This window comes from Maledivibacter halophilus, assembly GCF_900167445.1.
Classification (GTDB): domain Bacteria; phylum Bacillota; class Clostridia; order Peptostreptococcales; family Caminicellaceae; genus Maledivibacter; species Maledivibacter halophilus.
Genome location: NZ_FUZT01000020.1, coordinates 43229 through 63720, shown reverse-complemented (window position 1 = coordinate 63720; position 20492 = coordinate 43229). Strand labels below are relative to the sequence as shown.

General features: G+C 30.3%; 12 protein-coding genes and 1 pseudogene. 3 read left to right on the top strand and 10 right to left on the bottom strand.

The genetic code is table 11. The annotated features are described in order from the left end of the window. The 8 genes from B5X81_RS24650 to B5X81_RS24615 form a co-directional block, all read right to left on the bottom strand. A partial coding sequence (locus B5X81_RS24650; RefSeq protein WP_139380465.1) for a helix-turn-helix domain-containing protein occupies nt 1-272 on the bottom strand: 272 nt, incomplete at its 3' end. Between the two features lie 33 nt (nt 273-305). Further along, entirely contained in the window at nt 306-1325 is a 1020-nt protein-coding gene (locus B5X81_RS24645) for an MATE family efflux transporter (protein WP_079495688.1), read from the bottom strand. Between the two features lie 69 nt (nt 1326-1394). Further along, nucleotides 1395-1964 carry a TetR/AcrR family transcriptional regulator gene (locus B5X81_RS24640; protein ID WP_079495687.1) on the bottom strand — a complete coding sequence of 190 codons (570 nt, stop codon included), beginning with the start codon at nt 1962-1964 and terminating at the stop codon, nt 1395-1397. Between the two features lie 127 nt (nt 1965-2091). Further along, nucleotides 2092-4167, bottom strand: coding sequence for a methyl-accepting chemotaxis protein (locus B5X81_RS24635; protein ID WP_170917598.1), 2076 nt, complete (start codon nt 4165-4167; stop codon nt 2092-2094). Nucleotides 4168-4381: 214 nt separating this feature from the next. Then, the gene (locus tag B5X81_RS24630) at nt 4382-6667 is read right to left on the bottom strand and encodes a glycoside hydrolase family 3 C-terminal domain-containing protein (RefSeq protein ID WP_139380464.1); all 2286 of its coding nucleotides are present in this window, start codon (nt 6665-6667) and stop codon (nt 4382-4384) included. 364 nt (nt 6668-7031) lie between these two features. Then, nucleotides 7032-9323, bottom strand: a complete 2292-nt coding sequence (locus tag B5X81_RS24625) for an ATP-dependent Clp protease ATP-binding subunit (protein ID WP_079495685.1) — start codon at nt 9321-9323, stop codon at nt 7032-7034. A 540-nt stretch (nt 9324-9863) separates the two neighbouring features. After that, nucleotides 9864-12296, bottom strand: coding sequence for a bifunctional diguanylate cyclase/phosphodiesterase (locus B5X81_RS24620; protein WP_079495684.1), 2433 nt, complete (start codon nt 12294-12296; stop codon nt 9864-9866). 591 nt (nt 12297-12887) lie between these two features. Further along, nucleotides 12888-14528, bottom strand: a complete 1641-nt coding sequence (locus B5X81_RS24615; RefSeq protein ID WP_079495683.1) for a M20/M25/M40 family metallo-hydrolase — start codon at nt 14526-14528, stop codon at nt 12888-12890. A 400-nt stretch (nt 14529-14928) separates the two neighbouring features. Between B5X81_RS24615 and B5X81_RS24610 the strand changes: the two genes are divergently transcribed. Then, nucleotides 14929-16527 (top strand): peptide chain release factor 3, encoded by a 1599-nt coding sequence (locus B5X81_RS24610; protein WP_079495682.1) that lies wholly within the window; start codon nt 14929-14931, stop codon nt 16525-16527. A 133-nt stretch (nt 16528-16660) separates the two neighbouring features. Here B5X81_RS24610 and B5X81_RS24605 read toward each other — a convergent pair. After that, nucleotides 16661-16990: pseudogene (locus tag B5X81_RS24605) on the bottom strand (acetyltransferase); the annotation flags it as partial. A gap of 361 nt (nt 16991-17351) precedes the next feature. Between B5X81_RS24605 and B5X81_RS28265 the strand changes: the two are divergent. After that, nucleotides 17352-18581 carry a hypothetical protein gene (locus tag B5X81_RS28265; RefSeq protein WP_244282240.1) on the top strand — a complete coding sequence of 410 codons (1230 nt, stop codon included), beginning with the start codon at nt 17352-17354 and terminating at the stop codon, nt 18579-18581. Between the two features lie 106 nt (nt 18582-18687). Then, nucleotides 18688-19149 carry a hypothetical protein gene (locus tag B5X81_RS24595; RefSeq protein ID WP_079495681.1) on the top strand — a complete coding sequence of 154 codons (462 nt, stop codon included), beginning with the start codon at nt 18688-18690 and terminating at the stop codon, nt 19147-19149. Nucleotides 19150-19641: 492 nt separating this feature from the next. Here B5X81_RS24595 and B5X81_RS24585 read toward each other — a convergent pair whose 3' ends face one another. After that, nucleotides 19642-20271, bottom strand: coding sequence for a CatB-related O-acetyltransferase (locus B5X81_RS24585; RefSeq protein WP_079495679.1), 630 nt, complete (start codon nt 20269-20271; stop codon nt 19642-19644). Nucleotides 20272-20492: the final 221 nt, after the last annotated feature.

Here is a 20492-nt window from a genome sequence, read left to right as displayed (position 1 = left end):
CCATATTTTTTACATATATCGTCTAATGATCCTTTTCCATCAATATAATCTCTCACAGACATATTCTTAGTTTTTTCTGAATAAGAAGTATTCTTAAATGTGATATTTAATCCATCAATTCCTAATGATTGATAATTTCGAATCCAATCGCTTAAGGTCCTTCGATTAACACCAATTAGTTTAGCAGTATGATTGATAGAGTCCTCTCTATCTATACATCTAAGTACATATTCTAATTTTTCATTTGTTGTGAACTTACTTTTTCTTCCCATAAAAAATACTCCTCCTTATAGCGAACAGTTTTATTATTTTAACTGTCTACTATAAGGGGAGCATATCAAACCAGTGGTCCATATTAGCGATATTTTTATTGCTTCTCTCACACGATTATATTTTTTAGCGCCATAATTATATCCTACTATAGGCTGAAATCCTTGATTATATCCAAATATAACAAATATACCTATTGAAAGTACCCTTAAGGTAACTCCCATAGCAGCAACAGCCGCATCACCATAGGGTTTGGCAGCTATATTTATTAAACCTAAAGCTAAACTGGAAAGCCCTTGTCTTGCAAAGGTTGCAATCCCTATCTTCATTATTTCAGAATAAATCTTCTTTGAAAAATTGAAATAATTAATAGATATCCTTATATAACTTTTTCCACTGATATAATATCTAATAAGAAAAACAAAGGAAATAATTTGAGAAAGTACGGTTGCTAAAGATGCACCTTTTATTCCCATATTTAAACTATACATAAAAATTGGATCTAATATAATATTCAATCCAGCACCTATACTTATGGCAATCATACTAAATTTTGCATTACCTTCTGCTCTAATCATATTATTCAAAGACATATTGGATACTGTAAAAACTGCTCCAAAAATTAATATTCTTGAGTAATCCTTTGCAAAAGGCATTATTGTTTCTGTTGCTCCAAATAATTTAAGTAATGGCTCAATGAAAGCCAAACCAAATAATGTAAAGATTATACCACATGCTATACTGGTAAAAAACGTTGTTGAAGCAGTTTTATCCGCTAATTCTTTCTTCTTTTCTCCCAGCAGCCTTGATATATATGAGCCTGCACCAACTCCAAACATCTGTCCAAAGGCAGCTATTATCATAAATAATGGAAAAGCCACAGAAACAGCTCCAATTGCACTGGTATTATCCAACATACCAACAAATATTGTATCAACAACATTATATACAGCATTAACAAGCATAGCTATGATACCGGGCATTGCAAGCTTTATTAGTATTTTAGGTATTTTTTCTTCCCCCATCATTTTAGCTCTTTCGCTTGTATTTGTCATTTTTATAACCTCCTATAATTACTACGATAATATTTTTATGAATTCAAATTCATTATATTGTAAAAAAAATTATTTTCTATAGATACTCTCTAAAAAGAAATTAATAAATTCTAAGTTTTTATCATTTTCATCAGGATAAGCCCTTGTCATTTCAACAATTATGGCAAATAGAGATGAAATTAAGCGTTCATCCATTTCTTCTTTAAGTTTAATACCTTCAAAACTTCTCATTTCTTTAAGCAGTCCCTTGATTTTTTCCAAAAGCTCTTCTTTAACAATTAATATACTTCTACTATTTTTTTCGTTAATAACATTCTCTCTAATTAATTCTCCACCTAGGCCATTCCTTTTAGATATTTCATCGTACAATGCTTCTATAAGCTTCTTAATTTTTTCTTTAGTTTCTATATCTTCTTTAATTATACTGTTGAGCCTTTTAAAAGTGTAATTCCAGCTTTTTTCAAAAACCTCTATAAATAACTGCTTTTTATTAAAATAATAATTATACAAAGTACCTACAGCAATTCCTGCCTTCTTGGCAATCATCTTCATATCAGTTTTTTTATATCCATATTTTCCAAATAATTCGAAGGCTGAATTTAATATATGTTCCTCTATATCTTCAATAATCTTTGGCATAATACCACCCTTTATGAATTCATATTCATTTTAAATGAAATTAGATTCATTATATATTATTATTTATTTTAAATCAAGTATAATTTTTAAAGCATAAAAAAGCGGACCTTTATAAGTCCGCTCTCTATTATTTTATCTTAAATTTATCTGTTTCCTCTTTAAGTTTTTTAGACATATTACTTAACTCTTCAGCACTGGCACCCACTTCCTCAAGGGTACTTACTTGCTGCTGTATACCGGCACTAATTTGCTGAGATGCAGTTGCATTATTTTGTGTTGTAGTAGAAATTTCCTCCATAGCCTTGGTCATATCATTAGTAATTTCTGATTGCTTCTTAGAAGAATCCGATATATTTTTCATTTTTTCTGCTATATTCTTTATTAATTGTAAGATTTTATCAAATTCTAAGCTTGTCTCTCTTGCTTTTTCTACACTTATTTCTACTATTTCATACTCCTCTTTTACAGAGCCATCTGCTCTTTGAGCCTGATTTTTTATATCATTAATAAGTAAAGTTATTTTATCTGCTGAATCTTTACTGCCTTCAGCTAGCTTCCTTATTTCTTCCGCTACCACAGCGAAACCACTACCTGCTTCTCCAGCCCTTGCAGCTTCAATAGCAGCATTTAAAGCAAGTAAATTGATTTGTTCTGAAATATTTGTAATCATTGAAACTATTTCTCCAATTTGAAGTGAAGAATTATTAAGGTTTTGGACAACAGAATACATATTGTCAGATGAAATTTTAACCTTATCTATTGATGAAACAACTTCTTCTATTTTTTCAGCTCCAAATTCTGCTGCTTCCAAGGCTTTTTCACTATTATCAAAAGCATTTTTGGCTTCTTCTGAAATTAATACTGCTCCGCTTGCTATTTCTTCAATACTGGCTGTGGCTTCTTCAATAACACTGGCACTATTTTGAAGTCCATCTGATATGACTGTTATTTCTCCGGCAATATTCTCCATACCCTTATTTGATTCTTCTATTGCTAGTGCCAATTGTTCAGAGGACTCATCTAATGTTTTAGAATTGTTTGCAACTTCAACTACTACTCCTTTTATTTTAGATACAAACAAATTAAACCATTTGGAAAGCATACCTAGTTCGTCCTTTGAATTAATATCTAAAGTTTTAGTTAAATCCCCTTCTCCCTCTGCGATATCCTTTAGCATTTCATTTGTTTTATCGAGGGGCTTTGAAATTAAATTAGAAATATATAAAGCTATTAATATTCCAAACAATAGAATAATTGATATAATAATAATCAAAGCTTTTCGTAATGCATTAGATTCTTTAAAGGCTTCAGCATGGTTTATTTCTATAACAACCCCAGCTGTGTATTGTCCCATTTTAATAACTCCCAATGAGCCTAATACTGGCTTACCTAAATAGTCCTTATATTCTCCAATATTAGTATACTGGAGATCATTATTTTTAATGGCCTCTGAAACCATTTTTATTCCTTCACTGTCTATTTTCTCCTTTAAGGCAGCATTTTTAGAATACTTTCCAAGTTTTGTATTGGTAAGTAAGGTTCCATCACCCGCAACTAAGTATGAATCTCCACTTTCTCCTAATAATCCAACTCCATCGTGGACAATATTATCTATAATATTCTGTTCAACTGAAAGATTAACTGTTCCTATGGCTTTTCCTGACTCTCCATTTTCAAATATAGGAGTAGATAAGACTAAAACATTTGTATCCACATTATCAGAATAAAATAATTCTGACCAATTCTGAGTACCCTCTAATGCTTTTTGTATATAATCTCTTTGATAAACATTGGCTTTTTCAGTGGTCTTATCGGTTGAAAATATAATCTGCCCTTTGTCGTCTGTTATAAAAATAGTGCTGTAATTATAGGCTTCTTTTGTATTAGTTAAAAACCTATTTAATTTCTTATATGTACTATTCCATTCTGCTGCATTTTCATCTTTTTCTTTATATATATTAATTCCTTTGTAAACGTTTTCTGATGAAGCAATTACCTTCCCATCACTTTTTCTTTCAGTAAAATAACTATTAAGTTGAGAAACCGTTAACTTGGTGAAAACATTGTTTCCTCTAAATACTTCATTTCGTATATTTTCTTGGCTTTTAATAATAGATAACAAGCCAATAAATATCATAGGAATAAATCCTGAAATGATAATTAATAAAATTATTTTTTGACGAAGTTTTAAATTTTTAAGCATCTTCATTTCTCCTTTCAAGTCTGATTAAATTCTAGGTCTTAAGCGAAATTCTATTAATAATAATACCCAATATTACTACTAACAAATAATATATTTTGACACTTATTGTCGATTTCCTTCTTTTTTTGTCGTTTTTTATGAAAAAATTAACAGAAAACACCTCTTTTTATAGAGGTGTTTTTATGATTAATCTTGAATTAAGCCTTTAAAACTTCTATATTCTTTTATTATGAACCTTTGCCAATAATTTTGACATTATAATATCTGGAACTATAGGAATAGCCCAAGACATTTGCTTTAGTAAAAAAATCAATTGAGTATCCTTTGCTGCTTTCCATAAATCTATATTAGAACTACCTGAGACTCTTTGAAAATCCTTTCTACTCATAATATCTTCACTAAGAGATTCTATAATTTTTCTTCCTTCTTCATCATCAAGCCATTCCCTTACGGTACTAGTATAATTTAGAGTACAAGGTAAATTAGTCGTAGAAACAAGATTAACTTTTTTGGTTAAACAAATATCCCTTGAAGACTTACCAATCATAATTTCAAATTCTCCATTCTCAGTTATCCAATCTTTATAGGTAGGATGATAATAAGCAAAGTCTCTCATATTAAGAACAAAGGATATTGTTTTGGTTTCATCGGGCTTTAGCTCAACTTTTTTAAAGCCCTTAAGTTCTTTAACAGGTCTTACAAGCCTACTTTCTATATCCCTTAAATATAGTTGAACAATTTCTTTTCCAGGTAATTTTCCAGTGTTCTTCACATCCACTTCTACTGTTAATCCATCTATATCTTTGAACTCATCTGAAGAAACATTGAGATTTGAATACTCAAAACTTGTATAGGAAAGACCATATCCAAAGGGAAATTGAACATCTATTTCTTTCTTGTCATAATACCTATATCCCATAAATATTCCTTCTCCATATATGACTCTATCATTTTCACCGGGGTAATTTATATATGTTGGATTATCCTTTAATCTCATTGGGAAAGTTTCTGTTAATTTACCAGATGGATTTACTTTCCCAAAAAGTATGTCTGCTAGAGCTTTACCTCCTCCCTGTCCCATGAACCAAGTTTGTAAGAGACCAGCAGCATTGTCAATCCAATCCTCCATTGAAACAGGTGAACCATTGTTTAATATTACAACAGTCTTGGGTTGTACAGAAGCCACTTCATTGATCAGCTTAATTTGATGTTTCGTAAGCTCCATATCATCCCTGTCATAGCTTTCAAATTCTTTATAGGGTGGTAAGGCTATAAATAGTAAAGCTATATCAGCGCCTTGAGCAATATTCCTTGCTCTATCTATCATATTATTATCAACTTTTTCATCCATAGTATAGCCTTCTTCGTAAAAAATTTCTGCTTGCTCAGCAAGTTTCTCTATTTCATCATAGGGAATATCCATATTAGTTGGATTAACCTGTGAGCTTCCTCCCCCCTGAATATGGGGCTCCTTTGCGGCCCTTCCTATTATAGCAATAGTTTTAGGTTCTTTTAAAGGAAGAATATCATTATTATTCTTCAGTAAGACTATTGATTCACTAGCCATTTTTCTGGCTAATTCATGATGAAACCCTTGATCAAATTCTGTATCTTTTTTTTCTGCTTTTTTAGACTTAATTACTGCTTTGATAATATTTTCAACTGCTTTATCTAATATTTCTTCTTCAATTTCCTCGTTTCTAATTGCCTTAATAAGCTTTTTGAAGGATTTTTTTTGCGGACCGGGCATTTCCAAATCTACCCCTGCCTTTAAGGATTCTACTCTATCATAAACGGCACCCCAATCTGACAAAACAAAGCCCTTAAATCCCCATTCCTCTCTAAGTATTTTAGTCAAAAGCTCATTATTTTCTGAACAATATGTTCCGTTCACTTTATTATACGCACACATTACAGCCCATGGTTTTGCCTCTTTTACTGCTGTTTCAAATGCTGTAAGATAAATTTCTCTTAAGGTCCTCTCATCTATTTCAGCGCTAATTGTGTGTCTTTTATGTTCCTGATTATTGGCCACAAAATGTTTTAAGGCAGCACCAACTCCCTTACTTTGTACCCCCTTAATAAATGCAGCTGCTAAATCTCCACTTAGATATGGATCTTCAGAAAAATATTCAAAATTTCTACCACACAGTGGTGTACGCTTCATATTGTTTCCTGGACCTAAAAGTATATCTATTCCACGTGAAATACACTCCTGCCCAATAGCTTCCCCCATCCTTTGTAAGAGCTCAGTATCCCATGTACATGCCACAGCAGATGCTGTAGGAAAACAAGTGGAAGGCAAACTTTTAGTCAAAGAAAAAATATTTTGAACTTCATCTATATTTTCTACTCGTCTAACTCCATGGGGACCATCAGTCATTACTATTTGAGGAATTCCTAATCTTCTAACTGAAGCAGTACACCAGGCACTAGCCCCTATACAAAGAGCTGCTTTTTCTTTTATGGTCATCTTACTAATCAATTCATTTATATTCATATTTTTCACCTCCGAAAATCATATGCTAATTGAGGAAATTGCATAATTACCTTCTGAGAAAACTGACTACTATATATGGTTTTGAAATCTTCAAGACAATACAATATATATTATGCAATTATTTCAATATAATTAGCTCTATATTTTTATTTTTGAAACTAAATATGAATAAATTTATATTCTATAAACACACACCTATAAAACATTTTATGCCTTTATATCGAATATAGTGTATCCTCTATAGACTTTGTTTTTAATTTATTAGTAAAGTAGGTTGAAATGCAAAAAAAGAATCAGGTATTATTTTATACACTGATTCTTTTTATTAAAATTTTTACATATACTATGCAATTTCCTCAAATCTCTATAATACAATTTTCCCTTCTTGAAAATCAACCTTAATGTGATCCCCTTTAACAAACTTATTTTGAAGGTAATTCTCTGCTATCTCATCCTCTATATATCTTTGAATAGTTCTTCTTAGAGGTCTAGCACCATATTTTTCATCATATCCTTCTTTTAATATAAATTCCTTGGCACTATCTGACACTTCTAGAGTCATTCCCTTTTCCTGTACTTCCTCGATTACTTCTCCAATCATAAGATCTATAATTTTTCTAAGTTCTTCTTGTGAAAGTTTAGTAAATACTATGGTTTCATCAACTCTATTTAAAAATTCCGGTCTAAATATTTCTGCAAGACTTTCCTTCATTCTACTTTCTAATGCCAGGTATCCATCCTTGTTAAAGCCAATTCCATATGATTTTAAATTTGTGCCTGCATTTGATGTCATTATAATAACTGTATTTTCAAAAAAAACTGTTCTACCTTGACTGTCGGTAAGTCTTCCATCTTCAAGTATTTGCAAAAGCATGTTAAATACATCTGGATGGGCCTTTTCAATCTCATCCAAAAGAATAACTGAATAAGGTTTTCTTCTTACCTTCTCCGTCAATTGTCCTCCTTGGTCATATCCTACATATCCTGGAGGAGCTCCAATTAACTTAGATACAGTATGTTTTTCCATATATTCTGACATATCTACACGAATCATGGCTTCTTCACTTCCAAAAAGCTCTTCGGCAAGTGCCCTAACCACTTCTGTCTTTCCTACTCCTGTAGGTCCTACAAAAATAAAGGATGATGGTTTTTTCTTTTTTCTAAATCCTGATCTGTTACGTCTAATTGTCCTAGATAAACTTTCGATAGCCTTTTGTTGTCCAACAATTCTCCTGTGGAGTCTCTCTTCCAGATTTAATAGCTTCTGAGCTTCTTCTTCAGTAATCTTTCTTACCGGTATTTTAGTCCAAGCTTCAATAACAAATGCAATATCTTCTACTGTTATTTTAACGTTACTACATTCTTCTTCTATAGCTTTTATCTCTTCCTGTAATTTGCATTCCTTCATCTTACACTCAGCAGCTTTTTCATAGTCATTATTGCTTGCTGCCAATTCTTTTTCATCCTGAATTTTATTTAATTCTTCCTTCATAGCTTCCAGTTCAACAAGTCCCTGATTCTTTAAATTTGCTCTGGAACCAGCTTCATCAATTACATCTATTGCCTTATCTGGTAAATATCTGTCGGTTATATATCTCTGAGATAATTTTACTGCCGACTCAATAACTTCATCTGATATTTTAACCTTATGATAATTTTCATAATAATTTTTTATCCCATGTAAAATTTCAATTGATTCTTCCATAGTAGGCTCTTCAACCATAACAGGCTGAAATCTTCTTTCAAGAGCAGAATCCTTTTCTATATGTTTTCTGTATTCATCAAGGGTTGTAGCACCAATTACCTGTATCTCTCCCCTGGCAAGAGCCGGTTTTAGAATGTTAGCTGCATTCATAACTCCGCCATGAACTTCTCCAGCTCCCATAATATTATGAACTTCATCAATTACTAAAACAATATTACCACACTCTGCAGCTTCCTTTAATATTGATTTCATACGTCCTTCAAACTGACCTCTGAATTGAGTTCCTGCCACTATAGCAGTTAAATCAAGAAGATAAATTTCAGCATTAAATAATTTTGCTGGAACCTGTTTATCCATAATCCTCACAGCTAATCCCTCTGCAATTGCTGTTTTACCAACTCCAGGCTCACCAATTAATATAGGATTATTCTTTGTTCGTCTATTTAAAATCTGGACTACTCTATCTATCTCTCTATGTCTCCCTATAATTTTATCTACTTCATTGTTCTTTGCCTTTTCTGTTAAATTTATTCCATATAGCTCTAAAAATTTTCTTTTCTTTTTACCCTTTCTGTTTTTCTTTTTATCTTTTATTTTATCTTTTATATTTGAAGGCTGCTCTTGATCCTTAGGCTCGCTTTCTTTATTTTCCATATGGTTTTTAGGAGAAAATGACCCGTTTAAGAAATTCATAAACATATTATCAGAATCTGAATCATCCATACCCAAATCATCCATATCCATATCTTCAAACATATCGTTCATTTGACTGGTGAGATTATCAACATCTTCTTTTGACATTCCTGTTTGCTTCATTAATTGGTCTATAACAGGAATACCCATTTTTTTTGCACATTCTATACATAAACCATTCATCTCAGTTTTTCCATTTTCCACTTTAGTTGTAAATATTATTGCAACATTTTTCTTGCAAACGGAACATAACTTCATGTAAATCATCTCCATATTTTTTCTATATTATAAAAGTACACAATTTCAAAATTTAAACAAAAATGTATTTATTACAGTATAGCATATTTTGTAGAGATTCTAATAAAGACTTTAATTCATACACATCAAAAAATCCAAGAAGAGCTGAGTATTTTCATATGCATAAATTGAACTTTACTAAGAACTCTCTATAAATACTCATAATCATATATACCCAGTATCTTATATTAAGAAATCATAAACTTTAAAAAAACCATAATTTTACACTGTAAACACCTTTTGCTTTCTAGAGTTTCCTTTAGTATATAGTATAATACAAATAGTTTTTCCTAGTCTACCTGAAATTTTCTTTTTGCTTCTTTATAATTATAATTCTCTTATATCTAAATTATTCAATTCCTTTAAAGCATTACTTTAACTAATTGAGGAAATTGCATAATTACCTTCTCAAAAAACTAAATACCACATATTGTTTTAAAATCTTCGAAGCTATACCATATATATTATGCAACCCAATTAAATTAGAATTATGCAATTTCCTCAATTATTAATAATACCATTATCAGCCAGTAGTTTTTCGAATTTTTCAGCTGGAACAGGCCTGCTAAACAAATATCCCTGCATATATTTACAACCAAGATTCATTAAATAATCCAATTGTTCCTTTGTTTCAACACCTTCAGCTACTATTGAAAGCTCTAAGCTTTGAGCCATACCAATAATCATTTTAATAATAGTAGAATCGCTGCCAATATTCTTTATGAAAGATCTATCTATTTTTAAACTATCAACGGGTAATCTTTGGAGATAGCTAAGAGAACTATATCCTGTACCAAAATCATCAATTGAAATTTGTATGCCCATATCTTTGAGCATAAGTAATTTTTCTATAACTTCTTCCTCTTTGTTTAATGCCACACTCTCTGTTATCTCCAATTCTAAATATTTCTCATTTAATTTTGTTTCCTCTAATGTTTTTTTAACTACCCTAGTAAAATCTGGTTGCATGAATTGAATACTTGATATATTAACTGCTACTCGTATTGGATTATATCCTAAGTCCTGCCATTTTCTATTTTGAAGACATGCTCTTTTTAGCACCCATTCTCCAATAGGTATAATAAGGCCGGTTTCTTCTGCTAGTGGAATAAATTCCATTGGAGATATGGCTCCATATTTGCTATTTGACCAGCGAAGTAATGTCTCCATACCTTCTATAGTTTTTGTAACAGCATTTACTTTAGGTTGATAATATAATTGTAATTCATTTTTTTCTAACGCGCTGCGGAGCATATCACTTGATACTCTATTTCTCATATCCGATGTATAAAATTTAAATCTCCTGTTACTTTCTTTTTTAGCACCATACATAGCAATATCAGCATTATTAATCAATGTCTCAACATTATCCCCATCAAAGGGATATAAACTAATACCAATACTTGCAGTTAAGAATATCTGCTTGTCATTAATAAAAAAAGGTTTTTTTATTTCTTCAACAATATTTTCCGCCACATATTTTACAATTTTTTTCCCTTTGTCAGGAAGAAAAGCAATAAACTCATCTCCACCTATTCGAGAAATAATACTATCCTTATAAAGATAATCTTTTATACGCTTAGAAACAGATTTTATTATAAGATCTCCCGTTTCATGTCCCAATGAATCATTAATCCCTTTAAATTTATCAATATCAAAAAACAATATACTGGCTATTCTATTCTCACCCTTAACCTGTATAAGCCATTGCTTTACCTGATCATAAAAATAATGTCTATTGAATAAATGAGTTAAATCATCATGATGGGATTGATATATAAGCTTCTTTTGGGATTCTTCTAAGGCTTCTAACATAGTATTGAATTCACTTTCCAATGATGAAAATTCATCCTTTAATAGAATAGAAACACGAGTTGATAAATCTCTATTTTTCCCAATTTCACTTACACTAGACATAAGTATCTTCAAACGATTAAAGATAAATTTATTCATAAAAAACCATGTTGCCAAAAAATATGTCCCTCCTATAAGAAAAACAATCCCCATAAAATACTTAACACTTAAATTTACTTGGTTATATATGTCTCTAGGCTTATTGACTTTTAAAACAAAAGCTGGTTGACCGTATATATCATATATAAGAGAATATCCTGATATATAATCTTCATTTTTACTTTCGGCCCATATAATTGATTTGTTAATTAAAGATAAATCAAAAACTTCAGTATTTTTAGCTTTTAGATCTTGGGTAAATTTTTCCAAAGCAAAAGAAATTTTAGATTCCTTTGATAGTTGATTAATCTTATGAGAATTTATATATCGACCCAAAACAAGCCATCCCCGGATCGGTCCTTTAAAATAGCTTGTTACAACGGGATGAGAAGAGACCATCATATATCCTTCTGGCAAAGATATAGTTCCTGTAACACAATCAGTTGGCTTTGCAAGCCTAAATAAGGGTGACTGTAATTTAAGTTGATTCAAAAAATGTGGAGATATGCTGGCTTCTCTTTTATTATCTAAATCAAAGCCCTTTTGATATATAAAATTTCCGTGTATATCAATCAGTATAAATGCATTCCATTCATTGGTTAAAAATGTTTCATCTATGAGATTTTCTTCTATATAGAATGAATTTTTATCCTTAATAAATTTATAGGTTGCATCCCAGACTGCATAATCTTGATTAAAACTCTTTAACTGAAATATTTCCTGGGATAATACATTAGTGGCCTGCCGAATCTGTTTTTTTGTTTCGTTTTCTTCTATAATCTCAAAACTATCTAAAAATATTGTATGTGCAACTAAATATACTCCGCCAAGCATTATGATAGTAATTGTACCAAAAATAATAAAAATCTTTCTATGTAATTTTATGTACTTAAATACAAATTTCCTTTTGTTTTTTAATTTTTTATTTTTATTACTGCTTTCATCCTCTACTCTTTTAGATTCTGTTAATTTACTATCCATTAAATCGTCTCTCCTATACAATATAATATTATCCTTAATAAACGATCTTCATTTTTAGATTTCCAAGCAGAGTATTTCAATGTTATAAATTTCTATTATTAAATTTGAATTTCGACATATTTTGATGTTTTCCTTCTTTTTTTGCAATTAATGCTTTATGTTTTCATAGAACAAAAGCGTCTTCGACGCGTTTTGAGTTGCAAATTACATGTTCCAAGTACTAGGGTCTTTCTAGTAAGTTTTAAGAGAAAATAATTCGAACCAATATTTTACTGGTAATAGTTTATAATTTCTTGTATCACTTGAAATCACTTTGTCTAACACATAAAATTTCTTTAAAAAATGTTTGAGTTCCTATACAATAAAAAAACCGTTAAAATAGCCAAGTCTATTTTAACGATTTTCTATCCTATATATTAAATATCAGAATTACAATTGTTTATCTATAACAATTGAGGAAATTACATGATTTTAATTTGTCAAAATTATATAATATATATTATATGTCTTCGGAAATTTTAGAGCAATATTCCAAAAATATTTTATTTTTTTGAATTTACCTTAAATTACAATTTTGATATTATAGTAGAACTAACTTAATATTTCTTGAATCAAATCAAAAATTATAGTTGGAACTCTTTCAAATACATCGGGTTTATAAACTCTTTCTGCTATTTCGTGTAAGTCTTTACCCCAAGGACCTATATTGACAACAGGCATTGTCAATTTATCTAACTCATCGAATGGTATTTTGTAAACATCATCCCAACCGGGACTATTCTCTTTGATAGTCTCTATGTCTCTTAAGTCTCCAATAAATCCACAATAGCTTAAATCACATAATCCCATAAAATATTGGTTAGACTGATATTTCACATTATAATACTTTGAACAAATTTCATTGACTTTCTTTTCAAGATCATATCTTTCACCCTTCTCAATCAATTTGTTATTAATATGGGGATAAAAGGGCCCAGAGATTCCAATTATGATTAAAGGATCACCTGATCTCAATTGTTCCCCGGTATATTCAATTAACCTCACAGCAACTTCTGGCAATGTGATTTTTCCATCTAAGTAATCATCCTTTGTCTCATCTAAATATTCTTCATAACCATTAATAAACTCTTCCCCATACTTTTTACAAGCTAATTCATAGGCATGGGAAAAGGTTAAAATTTCTGGTTCATAATCAAAGGGTTCAACTTCATCATGATTCATTTCACAATATACTTTATAGCATGACTCAATATGTTTAAGTGTCTCATCCATGGCCTCTGAGCATAAGACCTTAAGTTTATCTATAATTTCTATAGGACTCTTAGTAAATGTAAGCCAGTTAAAGTATCCTACGGCTGCTTCAGGAATAGAAGCATCATAGGTTTTTTTACGGTCCTTTAGGTTAACCCAAACTGGTGGAGGAGTTGCATCATTTTCATATACATCGGACATTTCTGGATTTATTTCTGTCTTTTGCTGAATTCTTGCAAGAATAAGGGAAGGATTTACACCGCCATAAGGGTCAGCTATGTGACTTTTAACACCTTTAACATAAATTATCGGCATTACCTTTCCGACTGAACCTTCGTACATTATTGCCTTATCCTTCACATGATTAAAATAGGGTTCGGAATTAACAGCTAAAATATAATTTAATCCAAATTTACTTTTCAAATCATTCATCAATGTTACTGCAGCAAGCATTCCTTTAGAAATAGTTTCTTCATCGGGAACCGATAAGAATAAAAGGTTTCCCTTAAAAGACTCCATTCTGGAAACTTTATCCATGATTCCCATTTGTAGGGCAACTCCTGCCTTCATATCAGCAGTTCCTCTACCAAATATCCACTTGTCATCGTTTAAGTCCTTTAATATACTTTTCTGTTTAATTTTCTTTTTCAATTCTTCTTTTAATTCATCTGGTCTAAATGCCAAGTCTTTAATTTTCCCATATTCTTCAATATCTACAGCATCATGATGATTTATTAATACAATTGTCTCATCACCTTCTCCCTTTACCAAAGCCCATACTACCTCTCTTTGAAATCGATCTTCATCTAAAGGATGGGTTCCAACATAATTGAGATTTTTACTAAAATAATCACATTGTTTAAACCAATTTAAAATTATGTCTTCTATGATAGGCTCATAAAAAGAATTACTATCACTTCTAACGGCCACTAATCGATAGAAGATTGATTCAATTAATTCCTGTTCTTTTTGATTTAACATGAAAATCCTCCTTTATACTAATGTATTAATGATTGGGTTAAAATTATTTATCTCCAAATCTGTTTAAATTATAAATCTTTAATTTTGATGAATAATAATTGACATATCCATAATAAAAGTATAATATCAAAATGTTATATTTTTTAATGTAATGATTATAATCGAGGGAATTACATAATTACCTCATTTTAAAAACTAAAAACAAATACCTTTGAAAACCAATGAATTTGAAATAAAAAATGCAGAAGCATTCATTATTTACTTTTGAATTTGTTTTACTATATAATTATTTCAGATAGATTTAAAATCTTTAGGGTTACACTATATATTATACAATTTCCCTAAATGTCAACTATGAAATTATCTCAATCAATAATTTTTAGATAAAGGAAGATTAAAAATGACAAAAGAAAATTATAGCTTTATTGATGAAGTCCGAAGAAGAAGGACCTTTGCAATCATCTCCCACCCCGATGCTGGGAAAACCACTTTAACAGAAAAATTTCTATTATATGGTGGAGCTATTCGTTCAGCAGGCTCAGTTAAATCAAGGAGATCTAATAAACATGCTGTATCGGATTGGATGGAAATAGAAAAGAAAAGAGGAATCTCCGTTACATCCAGTGTACTTCAGTTTAATTATGATGATTTCTGTATCAATATCCTAGATACACCTGGCCATCAAGATTTTAGTGAAGATACCTATAGGACTTTAATGGCTGCAGATAGCGCCGTTATGGTCATTGACTGTGCAAAGGGTGTTGAAGATCAAACAAAAAAATTATTCCATGTTTGTAAAATGAGAGGAATTCCAATTTTTACTTTTATAAATAAAATGGACCGCGCAGGAAAAGACCCCTTTGACTTAATGGAAGATATTGAAAAAGTTTTAGGTATTCGCTCCTATCCAATGAATTGGCCAATTCGTAAAGATAATAATTTCAAAGGAGTTTTCAACCGACAAAAGAAACAAATCGAACTCTTCCATGGTGGTAACCACGGACAAGATATTGCTAATACAATAACTGGAGATATAACCGATGAAAAATTTTCTGATTTGCTTGGCGAAAACCTCCATGAAGAATTAAAAAGCGAAATTGAACTATTAGATATTGCCGGCGATAATTTCAATTTAGAAGAAATTTTAAAGGGTGAATTAACCCCCCTATTTTTTGGAAGTGCTCTTACTAACTTTGGAGTTGAACCATTTTTAAAGTCCTTTTTGGATATAACTACTCCTCCAAAGCCTCGCAAAAGCAATTTAGGAGATATTAATCCCGAATCAAAAAATTTCTCCGGCTTTGTCTTCAAAATACAAGCTAATATGAACCGCGCCCATAGAGATAGAATAGCCTTTCTTAGAATTTGCTCCGGCAAATTTGAAAAGGGTATGACTGTAAATCATGTTCAGAAAAATAAAAAAGTAAGACTGGCACAGCCCCAACAGTTTTTAGCTCAAGATCGAGCAATAGTAGATACTGCCTATCCCGGCGATATTATTGGGATTCATGACCCGGGTATTTTCAAGATTGGAGATACATTATGTGAAGATCAATCAAAATTACAATACGAAGGAATACCACAATTTGCTCCTGAACATTTTGCCAAAATATCCACTAAAAATTCCCTTAAAAGAAAGCATTTTTTAAAGGGGATTAAACAGTTGGCAGAAGAGGGTACAATACAAGTCTATAAAAAACCTCATACTGGTATGGAAGAACTCATTATCGGCGTAGTAGGAGTTCTCCAATTTGAAGTATTAGAATATCGTCTTAAAAATGAATATGGAGTAGACCTTTTAAATGAAAGATTGCCTTTTCATTATATTAGATGGGTTGAAATGGATAATTTTGATCCAAGTACTTTTTCTATTACTATGGATACTATGATAGTTGAAGACATGAATGAAAAGCCTGTATTATTATTTCAAAATGAATGGTCAATAAATAAAGTGGCTGAGAGAAATCCAAAGGCTGTTTTGAAGGATGTATCAGTATAATACAAATATACAAAAATAATATTAAAAATGCCTATGAAAAGTAAATACTTTATATAGGCATTTTATCTTCAACAAAATAATTTCAATAGATTTTAAATATTTTTGTTTAAGGATTTTTTATACAATGCTTTAATATTTTCACTCCCGGCATTATAACTGCTTCAGTTCCTATCCAAACATCATTTCCCACAATAGTATCTCCAGCTTGTTTATATCCATCTTTGGAATTATCATTAATTTTGGAATAGTAAAAGGGATAGGTTGTTATCCAATCATATCTATGTCCCTGATTTCCAGCCATAATAAATACGGCACCAGAACCTATAGAACAAAACTTTCCTATTTTAAGCTTATCAACATCATCCCTATCCGGTGATAAATATCTTACACAATGATCTTGAAAATGCTTAGCATGATAATAGCCAGAATAAAAGGTGAAATCTCCCACTTCAATATTTTTATTTGCTCAACTGACATTTCAATTGTATAATAAAATACATATTTTTTCTATACTTAGTTAATGCTTTAATTCCTCTTTAGATATATAAAACATTTCATTTTAGGAAAAGCACATCTTCTAAGTAGATAGTACTAAAAATATAAAACGAAATACATGTTAAAGTAAAATAAAGGGTTTAATGTAATTAAAATGTTAAATTTTAATTTTATTCTTTATATTTCCATTTTTTGTGGTATAATTATCTTGTACGCGTACAAATTTTAACAAATTATATCTTATAAATATTAAAAGATGTCTATTTGTTATTTATTACCATCATCAATATTATGTTAAATAAAATCTTTTAACTATAAGGAGGTTTAATATGAAAAAAATATTAATTTTTACATTAGTAACAATTTTACTATTTGGAAGTTTTCAAGGCTCATATGCAGTATCAAATAAAAATGTATCTCAACTGTATAAAATTCATGGTAACTCTCTATCATTAAATAGTTTTAATCAAAAATTTAACATAGGTAATGAATTTAGTAACAAAGTAGATACTCAAATAGCATATAAGTATTTTATTGATTTTGATGAAGATTGTCAAATAGTTACTTTAACTGGAGAACTTGAAAATAAAGGGGATACTTATAAATTTCAAGCTAAAGGAGAAGTAGAAGAAATCCTTAAAGACAGCAACTTAATAGAAGGATCTCTCCATGGTAATATAACAATTGGAGGAGAAAAACATAAACTATTAGTTGGATTTTCTAAGAAGAATAATCAAATATGTCTCTCTATGAATATATATAATGGAGTCAATTCTATAGTTATGATATTTGGAAAACCTGTTATATCTGAAAATGATATGGAAAAGATAGAACGTGAAAAGCAAATCAGTTCAAAAAGAAAAAATGTAAACATTGCTCCTTCTTTACAAAATGATAAAATGCCTACTCTTAGAAAGGTAACACGATATTTTGATTATGTTGATTCCGCAAATGCAAATATGGAATCCTCTAAGATAGATGATGAACGTGGAGTAAAAGTAAAGCTATATCAAGAGGAAGATGATGGAGAATTACTCTTATTAAGACTTAGATCATACGCAGAAGACATTCAAAATGTATTAAACGATAAAGATCCTTTTAGTAGAGAAGTAGAATTATATGAAGTTAAAGCTGGATTTGAACTTGCTAAAGGGAAATGTGACGGATGGCATCCCCCAGAAGAAGAAGATGGTTCTAGAGTAGATGTTTTTTCTATTATATACGATGCTCTTAATGCCTTAGGTTTACCAACAAATACATTTGCAGATATACTTGACTCTGCTATCAATGGTTCTAAAGGGTATTTAAAAGTTTATGAATCTAATATTGTACCTTATTTAAAAATGAGGGCAGGATCACGTTTAGATTTAGATTTTGATGATGAGTATGTACCATTCTTTGTTATTGGTATAGATGGAAATAGAGAAAGAGCAGAAGGTACTTTTTATGCCGAAATGGAATACCGAGAAAGATATCGTATTCCAGGCGATGGTGATGTTTATATTTATTATGAAAGTGAAAAAGCAGAAGAAAATTTTGATATAAAAGTTATAGATTAAAAAGGAGATGTGAATTATAAAAGAAAAATTAATAACCATAGTATTAATTTTACTAATAATTGTTTTAGGTATATCCAATATTTATCAATATAAAAATACTTTAAAAATGAAAACAGAATTTGGAGAAAGAATTTCTATTATGGTAATTGATGCCTTAGGTTTACCAACACATATATTAAATTTTGATAATTCTTCAAACAGTGAATACATAAATGAAATAAATTTAGCAAAATCAATCACGGTAATAGATACGACAAGGCATTCATTAAACATAGGAACATCAAGCTTTACTCAGTTAATTTCTTTTCTCGACAACATGGAAAAAGACTACAAAAATTTATATAAACTCATTAAGGAAAATGGAAATAAACAAGAAATAGAAATATTAAAAAATAAGATAGTAGAAAGTCAAAGAAAAAGTTTAAAAACATTTAAAGATATACAGAAATTTATTGAAGAATTTAAAAATCAAGGAAATGGGGATAAAGAAAAATATTTAATGTGGTATAACAATGATGCTGGAAGATCAAATGAATTAGTTAAAATAATTGACACAGGCTTAAAATAGTATTTAAAAATTAGAGTATCCCAAAGACTAGCTTGGGATACTCTAAAAAATAATAATCGAGTAGGAGGTAGATAATTAATTTATCTACCGACCTCTCACACCACCGTACCTCAGTTTGTTTAGCAACCTTACCCAGCATATGTATGCCTTTTATGTAGTTTCTGTTCGTCAGACCGAAAGTTTGCTGCTGGCTTCCTTCAGATTCCACTTCACGGTGGACACCCTTGCCTTAAGCTATGCGCTTAGCACTATCAACCCGCGCTCGGGACTTTCACCTGTTAGATTACGCCCATGCTGGGCGCACTATAAAAAATTGTCTATTAAATTTAATAGACAATTTAAAATGCATAAAAATACAACTGAATAATTCTCTTATTTTTTAATCCTTTATGGAAGAAAAACTATTTGTAAAAATATTTCAATATAAAACCAAAAGCTCTTCCATTTGTCTAAGACAAATGGAAGAGCTTCCTATTTAAAAATAACTATATTTTAAATTTTTTTGTTTAAAAATTTTTTATACAATGCTTTAATATTTTCACTGCATAGAAGTGGTATGAATTCCCTAATTTCTTCAATAGGCCAATCCCACCATTTCATTTCCAATAGCATTTTAATCTCATCATCCGAAAATCTTTTTTTTATGGGCTTAGCCGGATTACCACCAACAATAGTATAGGACTCTACATCCTTAGTAACAACAGCCCTTGTCCCTATTACAGCACCATCATTTATTTTCACTCCCGGCATTATAACTGCTTCAGTTCCTATCCAAACATCATTTCCCACAATAGTATCTCCAGCTTGTTTATATCCATCTTTGGAATTATCATTAATTTTAGAATAGTAAAAGGGATAGGTTGTTATCCAATCATATCTATGTCCCTGATTTCCAGCCATAATAAATACGGCACCAGAACCTATAGAACAAAACTTTCCTATTTTAAGCTTATCAACATCATCCCTATCCGGTGATAAATATCTTACACAATAATCCTGAAAATGCTTAGCATGATAATAGCCAGAATAAAAGGTGAAATCTCCCACTTCAATATTTTTATTTGTAATATAATCCTTTATAATATAGCTATGCTGCCAGCTTTCAAAAATATTATTTTTCATATAAAACGCCTCCTATACTCTTCATTTATACTTTTTGTAAATTTATTACCAAATATAGAAGGCTTCTTTCTGTGTCCTTTTTGTTGTATTCATTTTCTCACCTCAATAAATGCCTATTATTTGCTCAACTGACATTTCAATTGTATAATAAAATACATATTTTTTCTATACTTAGTTAATGCTTTAATGCTGCTTTATAGATTTTTTATATTTTGTATCAA